Source organism: Cytobacillus firmus DS1, assembly GCF_000565285.1.
GTDB lineage: Bacteria > Bacillota > Bacilli > Bacillales > Cytobacillaceae > Cytobacillus > Cytobacillus firmus_A.
In genome coordinates this window covers 49581-55698 of the sequence record NZ_APVL01000023.1, presented here as the reverse complement: position 1 = coordinate 55698, position 6118 = coordinate 49581, and the positions used below count along the sequence as shown (strand labels likewise).

The 6118-nt window shown below is 44.1% G+C and carries 5 protein-coding genes; all 5 read left to right on the top strand.

The window, feature by feature from the left end; genetic code table 11:
* Nucleotides 1-135: 135 nt before the first annotated feature.
* The 5 genes from ilvC (at nt 136) to leuD (ending at nt 6050) form a co-directional block, all read left to right on the top strand.
* Nucleotides 136-1158, top strand: a complete 1023-nt coding sequence (gene ilvC, locus PBF_RS21185; RefSeq protein WP_035332639.1) for a ketol-acid reductoisomerase — start codon at nt 136-138, stop codon at nt 1156-1158.
* Nucleotides 1145-2683, top strand: coding sequence for a 2-isopropylmalate synthase (locus PBF_RS21180; protein WP_035332638.1), 1539 nt, complete (start codon nt 1145-1147; stop codon nt 2681-2683). The genes ilvC and PBF_RS21180 overlap by 14 nt, the downstream gene beginning before the upstream one ends.
* A gap of 130 nt (nt 2684-2813) precedes the next feature.
* Nucleotides 2814-3926: a 3-isopropylmalate dehydrogenase gene (leuB, locus tag PBF_RS21175; protein ID WP_035332637.1), complete on the top strand. Its 1113-nt coding sequence runs from the start codon at nt 2814-2816 to the stop codon at nt 3924-3926.
* 97 nt (nt 3927-4023) lie between these two features.
* Nucleotides 4024-5439 (top strand): 3-isopropylmalate dehydratase large subunit, encoded by a 1416-nt coding sequence (gene leuC, locus PBF_RS21170; RefSeq protein WP_035332636.1) that lies wholly within the window; start codon nt 4024-4026, stop codon nt 5437-5439.
* 17 nt (nt 5440-5456) lie between these two features.
* On the top strand, nt 5457-6050 hold the full coding sequence (gene leuD, locus PBF_RS21165) for a 3-isopropylmalate dehydratase small subunit (protein WP_035332635.1): 594 nt from the start codon (nt 5457-5459) through the stop codon (nt 6048-6050).
* Nucleotides 6051-6118: the final 68 nt, after the last annotated feature.

The following is a 6118-nucleotide window of genomic DNA, read 5'->3' as shown; positions in this document are numbered from 1 at the left end:
GCCCCGCGGAAAGCGAGCAGCCTGGAGCGGAAATCAACGGACAGCATTGATAGACGAAACACTACGATATATACGAATAGAGCCAAAAATTAATTATAAAAAATAATAAATTTTAATCGGAGAGGGAGATAAAACATGGCGAAAATGTATTATAACGGAGATGCAAATGCAGCGTATTTAAACGGGAAGAAGGTAGCTGTCATCGGATATGGTTCCCAGGGGCATGCACATGCGTTAAACATGAGGGACAGCGGGGTTGAAGTCGTAATCGGCCTTCGCAAAGGGAAGTCCTGGGAAAAAGCAGAAGAAGACGGTTTCCAGGTATACTCAGTCGGTGAGGCAGCAGCACAGTCAGATGTAGTGATGATCCTATTGCCGGATGAACTCCAGCCAAAAGTATACAAGGAAGAAATCGAACCGAATCTATCAAGCCAGGCATTAATGTTTGCCCATGGATTTAATATTCATTTTAATCAGATCGTACCTCCAAAAGAGTGTGATGTACTGCTTGTAGCACCAAAAGGACCAGGCCATTTAGTCAGAAGAACATATGAACAGGATGCAGGTGTCCCGGCATTGTTTGCAGTCCATCAGGACGTAACGGGGGAAGCAAAGGAACTGGCTCTTGCTTATGCTAAAGCCATTGGATCTCTTCGTGCAGGTGCATTGGAAACAACCTTTAAAGAAGAAACCGAGACAGATCTGTTTGGCGAACAGGCAGTGCTGTGCGGAGGGCTGACTTCATTGGTGAAAGCAGGGTTTGAGACTCTTACAGAAGCAGGTTATCAGCCGGAACTGGCATACTTCGAATGCTTACATGAACTAAAACTCATTGTTGACCTTATGTATGAGGGCGGTCTTGAAGGAATGCGCTATTCCATCTCAGATACAGCTCAATGGGGAGATTTTGTCAGCGGCCCGCGAGTAGTGGATGCAAGAGTGAAAGAAGAAATGAAGGCAGTATTGAAAGACATCCAGGAAGGCAATTTTGCTAAAGGCTGGATTTTGGAAAACCAGGCAAATAGACCGGTGTTCAATGCCGTAAATCAGAGAGAAAATGAGCACCCGATCGAGCAGGTGGGAAGAGAACTCCGTAAAATGATGCCGTTTGTAAATAGCAGCAAGAAGAAAGAAGTGGTCGTAAGTGGCAACAATTAAGATATTTGATACAACACTAAGAGATGGCGAACAATCTGCCGGTGTAAACCTTAATTTTTCGGAAAAATTAGAAATCGCCAGGCAGCTGGAGCGTTTGAACGTTGATATTATTGAGGCAGGCTTCCCTGCAGCTTCGAAAGGGGATTTTGCATCAGTACAGAATATTGCTCAGACGATTAAAAATTGCTCGGTCACAGGATTGGCAAGAGCAGTTATCTCTGATATAGATGCTGCATGGGGAGCATTGAAGGACGGGGCTGAGCCCAGGATACATACATTCCTGGCAACTTCTCCGATTCACAGACAATATAAGTTAAAGAAAACAAAAGAAGAAGTGGTTGAAACAGCAGTTGAAACTGTAAGATATGCTGCTTCCAAATTCCCGATCGTCCAATGGTCTGCAGAGGATGCTTCCAGGACAGAACTGCCTTTCCTTGCAGAGATCATTGAAAAGGTCATCCAGGCCGGTGCGCGAATCATCAACATACCGGATACAGTTGGATACACAACTCCACAGGAGTACGGTGAAATTTTTCAATATTTAAGAAATCATGTTCCTTCTATTGATAAAGTATCCTTGTCAGCTCATTGCCATGATGATTTGGGAATGGCAATAGCCAATTCGCTGTCAGCTATAGAAAATGGAGCAACACAGATTGAGGGCACGATTAATGGAATTGGTGAAAGAGCAGGGAATGCGGCACTTGAGGAGCTGGCAGTAGCCCTATACATCCGGAATGATCATTACCAGGCTTCAACACGTCTTAATCTTCAGGAAATCAGCAGAACGAGCAGTTTGATCAGCAAGCTGACAGGTATGGTGGTGCCAGCCAACAAAGCAATTGTTGGCAGGAATGCTTTTGCACATGAATCAGGCATACATCAGGATGGGGTATTGAAGGAAAAAACAACGTATGAAATTATTTCCCCTGACCTAGTCGGATTTCAATCCAATTCCATGGTGCTTGGAAAACATTCTGGACGCCATGCCTTTAAAAATCGCCTGAGTGAACTGGGGCTTGAAGTAGCAGATGAAGAAGCAAACCGGCTGTTCACAGTTTTCAAAGATTTGGCCGACCGCAAAAAAGAGATGACAGACGACGACCTTGCAGCAATCGTACTTGAAGAGAAGCTCTCAAAGGAGCAGCGGTTCTATGATTTGATCGGAATCCAAATTCAGTATGGCACGAACTCTGTGCCGACGGCAACTGTTACCCTTTCAGGATCAAACAACGAAGTGATTCAGGAAGCAGGTACTGGAGCAGGGAGTATAGAGGCGCTTTATAACACATTGGAAAAATGCCTGAATGGAACAGCTAACCTTCTTGATTACCGCATTCAATCAGTTGGGGCAGGAAGGGACGCTTTAGCCCAGGTTTATGTAAAGCTGAACTACGAAGGAATGGAAACCAGCGGACGCGGATTGGCCCAGGATGTGCTTGAGGCTTCCTCAAAAGCTTACTTGAATGCTGTTAATAGAGTTATATATATGAGAGAAAAAGCTCAGGCGGTAGAGGCAAATTGATCGGGGAAGCGGGAGATTCCGCAGGTGAAGGCGGAAAATCTCCTGTTCCTTCCCCCGAAAAGCAAATGCGCAGCAGAAATAAAATATGAAATAAATCTATAAAACAATAAATCAGACGGAGGGATTAAAAATGAAAAAACGTATCGCAGTACTTCCAGGAGACGGGATCGGCAAAGAAGTGGTGAAGGGTGCAATTGAAGTCCTGCAGGCTGTTGGTGAACGGTTCGGACATCAATTCCAATTTTCATATGGCAAAATCGGCGGTTCTGCTATTGATGCAGCCGGAACACCGCTGCCAAATGAAACGCTTGAGCTTTGCAAAGAAAGCGATGCGGTCATGCTGGGAGCGGTTGGCGGGCCTAAATGGGACCGGCAGCCTCCCCACCTTCGTCCTGAAAAGGGTCTTTTGAAGATCCGCAAGGAATTAAATCTATATGCCAATTTGCGGCCAACTCAATATTATTCAAGCCTTTCCGATACTTCCCCATTAAAAAATGAGGTAATTGAAGGCGTGGATATGCTGATGGTCAGAGAATTAACCGGCGGACTTTATTTTGGAAAGCCAAGCGAAAGGACACAGCAAAACGGAAAAGATGCTGTCGTGGACACTTTGTTTTATCAAAAAGAAGAAATGCGCCGTGTCATTAAACTGGCATTTGAACTTGCAGGAAGCCGGCGTGGCAAGGTGACTTCAGTTGACAAGGCCAATGTCCTGGAATCCAGCCGAATGTGGAGAGAAGTTGCAGAGGACATCTCAAAGCAATATCCGGATGTCGTGCTTGAACATATGCTTGTTGACAATGCCGCTATGCAAATGATTAAAAATCCGAAGCAATTCGATGTTGTAGTAACTGAAAATATGTTTGGCGATATTCTGAGCGATGAAGCCTCTGTATTGACCGGTTCTCTAGGGATGCTTCCTTCTGCCAGCATTTCGGAAAACGGGCCTTACTTATATGAACCAATTCATGGTTCTGCACCGGATATTCAAGGGAAGAATGCAGCTAATCCTATTGCCATGATTTTATCAGCAGCCATGATGCTTCGTTTATCTTTCGGAATGGAAGAGGAAGCTGAAGCGGTTGAAAATGCTGTTAATCAAGTTCTTGAAGCCGGCTATCGTACGAGGGATATTGTTTCATTTGGAAAAAAGGTGGTTACTACTTCTGAAATGATTGAAGAGGTAAAGGCTACCCTTTTGGATAACGAGGCTATTCTTAATATTATGGGGGCTTATGCATAGCAGCTGAGAGATGACTGCTGGACACTGGTTCAGCTGATTTTAAACTTGAGACACGGCCATCAGCGGCCGTGTTTCTTTTAAAAAGGAGTGGAGCAGAATGGGAAAATCAATAATAGATAAGATTTGGGAAAAGCATGTAGTCCACAGGGAAGAGGGAAAGCCGGATTTGATGTATATAGACCTCCACTTGGTACATGAAGTTACATCCCCTCAGGCATTTTCCGGTTTAAGAATGAAAAACAGGAAAGTGAGAAGGCCTGATAAAACGTTTGCTACAGTAGACCACAATATTCCTACTGATAACCGAAAAGTCATCAATGATCCTGTTGCATTAAACCAAATGACCACTTTGGAAAAAAACTGTCTGGAATTCGGCATCCCTCTTGCCGGGCTGGATAGTCCTGAACAGGGGATAGTACATGTGATCGGGCCGGAGCTGGGGCTTACCCAGCCAGGCATGACGATTGTTTGCGGGGACAGTCATACATCCACCCATGGAGCTTTTGGATCAATAGCCTTTGGCATTGGAACAAGTGAAGTTGAGCATGTCCTGGCTACCCAGACTTTATGGCAGAGTAAGCCTAAAACATTAAAATTGGAGATAAACGGCGAGCTGAAAAAAGGTGTTACTGCTAAAGATGTCATCCTTTATATAATAGCCAAGAATGGAATTGGCTTTGGTACAGGCCATATTATTGAATATTGCGGGGAGACTATTGCAAAAATGTCAATGGAAGAAAGAATGACGATTTGCAATATGTCCATTGAAGGAGGCGCAAAAGCGGGACTGGTCAGTCCTGATGAAACAACATTTGCGTATCTGCAAGGACGGAAGTATGCACCAGATGGAGCTGAATTCGCGCATGCGGTCAAGAATTGGAAGGAGCTTGTATCCGATTCTGATGCACAATACGATAAAACCATCCAGATTGATGCCGCAGATATTGCGCCAATGGTCAGCTGGGGCACGAATCCATCTATGACTTCCAAGGTGAATGAACAAATTCCAAAACTTGATGAATGCAAAAACGAGCTTGAACAAAAATCACTATCAAGAGCTTTAGAATATATGGGATTGCAGGAAGGCCAAAAGATTGAAGACATTCAAATTCAGCATGTTTTTATCGGGTCCTGCACAAATTCCCGGCTGGAAGACCTAAAACAGGCAGCTGAAATTATTAGAGGAAAGAAGGTTCATCCTCATGTCCGTGCACTTGTTGTTCCAGGTTCACAGCAGGTCAAGAAGCAGGCAGAGGCAGATGGTCTGGACCTTATCTTTAAGCAGGCAGGGTTTGAATGGAGGGAATCAGGCTGCAGCATGTGTTTGAGCATGAATAATGATATTGTGCCAAACGGCGAGCATTGTGCGTCGACATCAAACCGTAATTTTGAAGGACGCCAGGGATCTGGGGCCAGAACACACCTTGTCAGCCCTTTAATGGCGGCAGCCGCCGCTATATACGGACACTTTGTGGACGTAGGTGCTTTACTAAGTGCAGAGACTGTCCATTAAGAAGAGGAGGAGAACGAATGAGCGGATTTAAAACACTTCAGGGAAAAGCAGCTGCAATGGATAGAGCCAATGTGGATACTGATCAGATTATCCCCAAGCAATTTCTAAAAAGAATTGAGAAAACGGGGTTTGGGCAATATCTGTTTTATGACTGGAGATTTACGAAAGAAGGACTGCCTAACCAGGAGTTTGAGCTAAATAAGGCGGAAAATCAGGGTGCTTCCATCCTCATTGCAAATGAGAATTTCGGCTGCGGATCTTCAAGGGAACATGCGCCATGGGCTTTAGGGGATTATGGCTTCAAAGTAATTATTGCACCTTCGTTTGCGGATATTTTTCATCAAAATTGCTTAAAAAATGGACTTTTACCAATCACCCTGCCGGCAGAAACAGTCGATTATTTGCTCCAGCGTGCCAAAAATCAGCCGTATGATTTGAAGGTTGATTTACAGAATGGAATAATTGAAGATGAATATAATTTTTCAGCATCATTCACAATTAATGAATACTGGAAAAAAATGCTGATTAACGGCTGGGATGAAATAGAGATTACTCTTCAATTGGAAACCAGCATTTCAAATTTTGAAGAAAAACGGTTTGCGGTACAGTAGGTACCTATGAAAGATTCATGGCATGAAACCATGAATCTTTTTGTTTTTGTGCTATTTCATGCTACACT

Coding starts and splice junctions, on each gene's coding strand:
- leuC (WP_035332636.1), top strand. CDS start 4,024: ATGGGAAAATCAATAATAGATAAGATTTGGGAAAAGCATGTAGTCCAC.
- ilvC (WP_035332639.1), top strand. CDS start 136: ATGGCGAAAATGTATTATAACGGAGATGCAAATGCAGCGTATTTAAAC.
- leuB (WP_035332637.1), top strand. CDS start 2,814: ATGAAAAAACGTATCGCAGTACTTCCAGGAGACGGGATCGGCAAAGAA.
- leuD (WP_035332635.1), top strand. CDS start 5,457: ATGAGCGGATTTAAAACACTTCAGGGAAAAGCAGCTGCAATGGATAGA.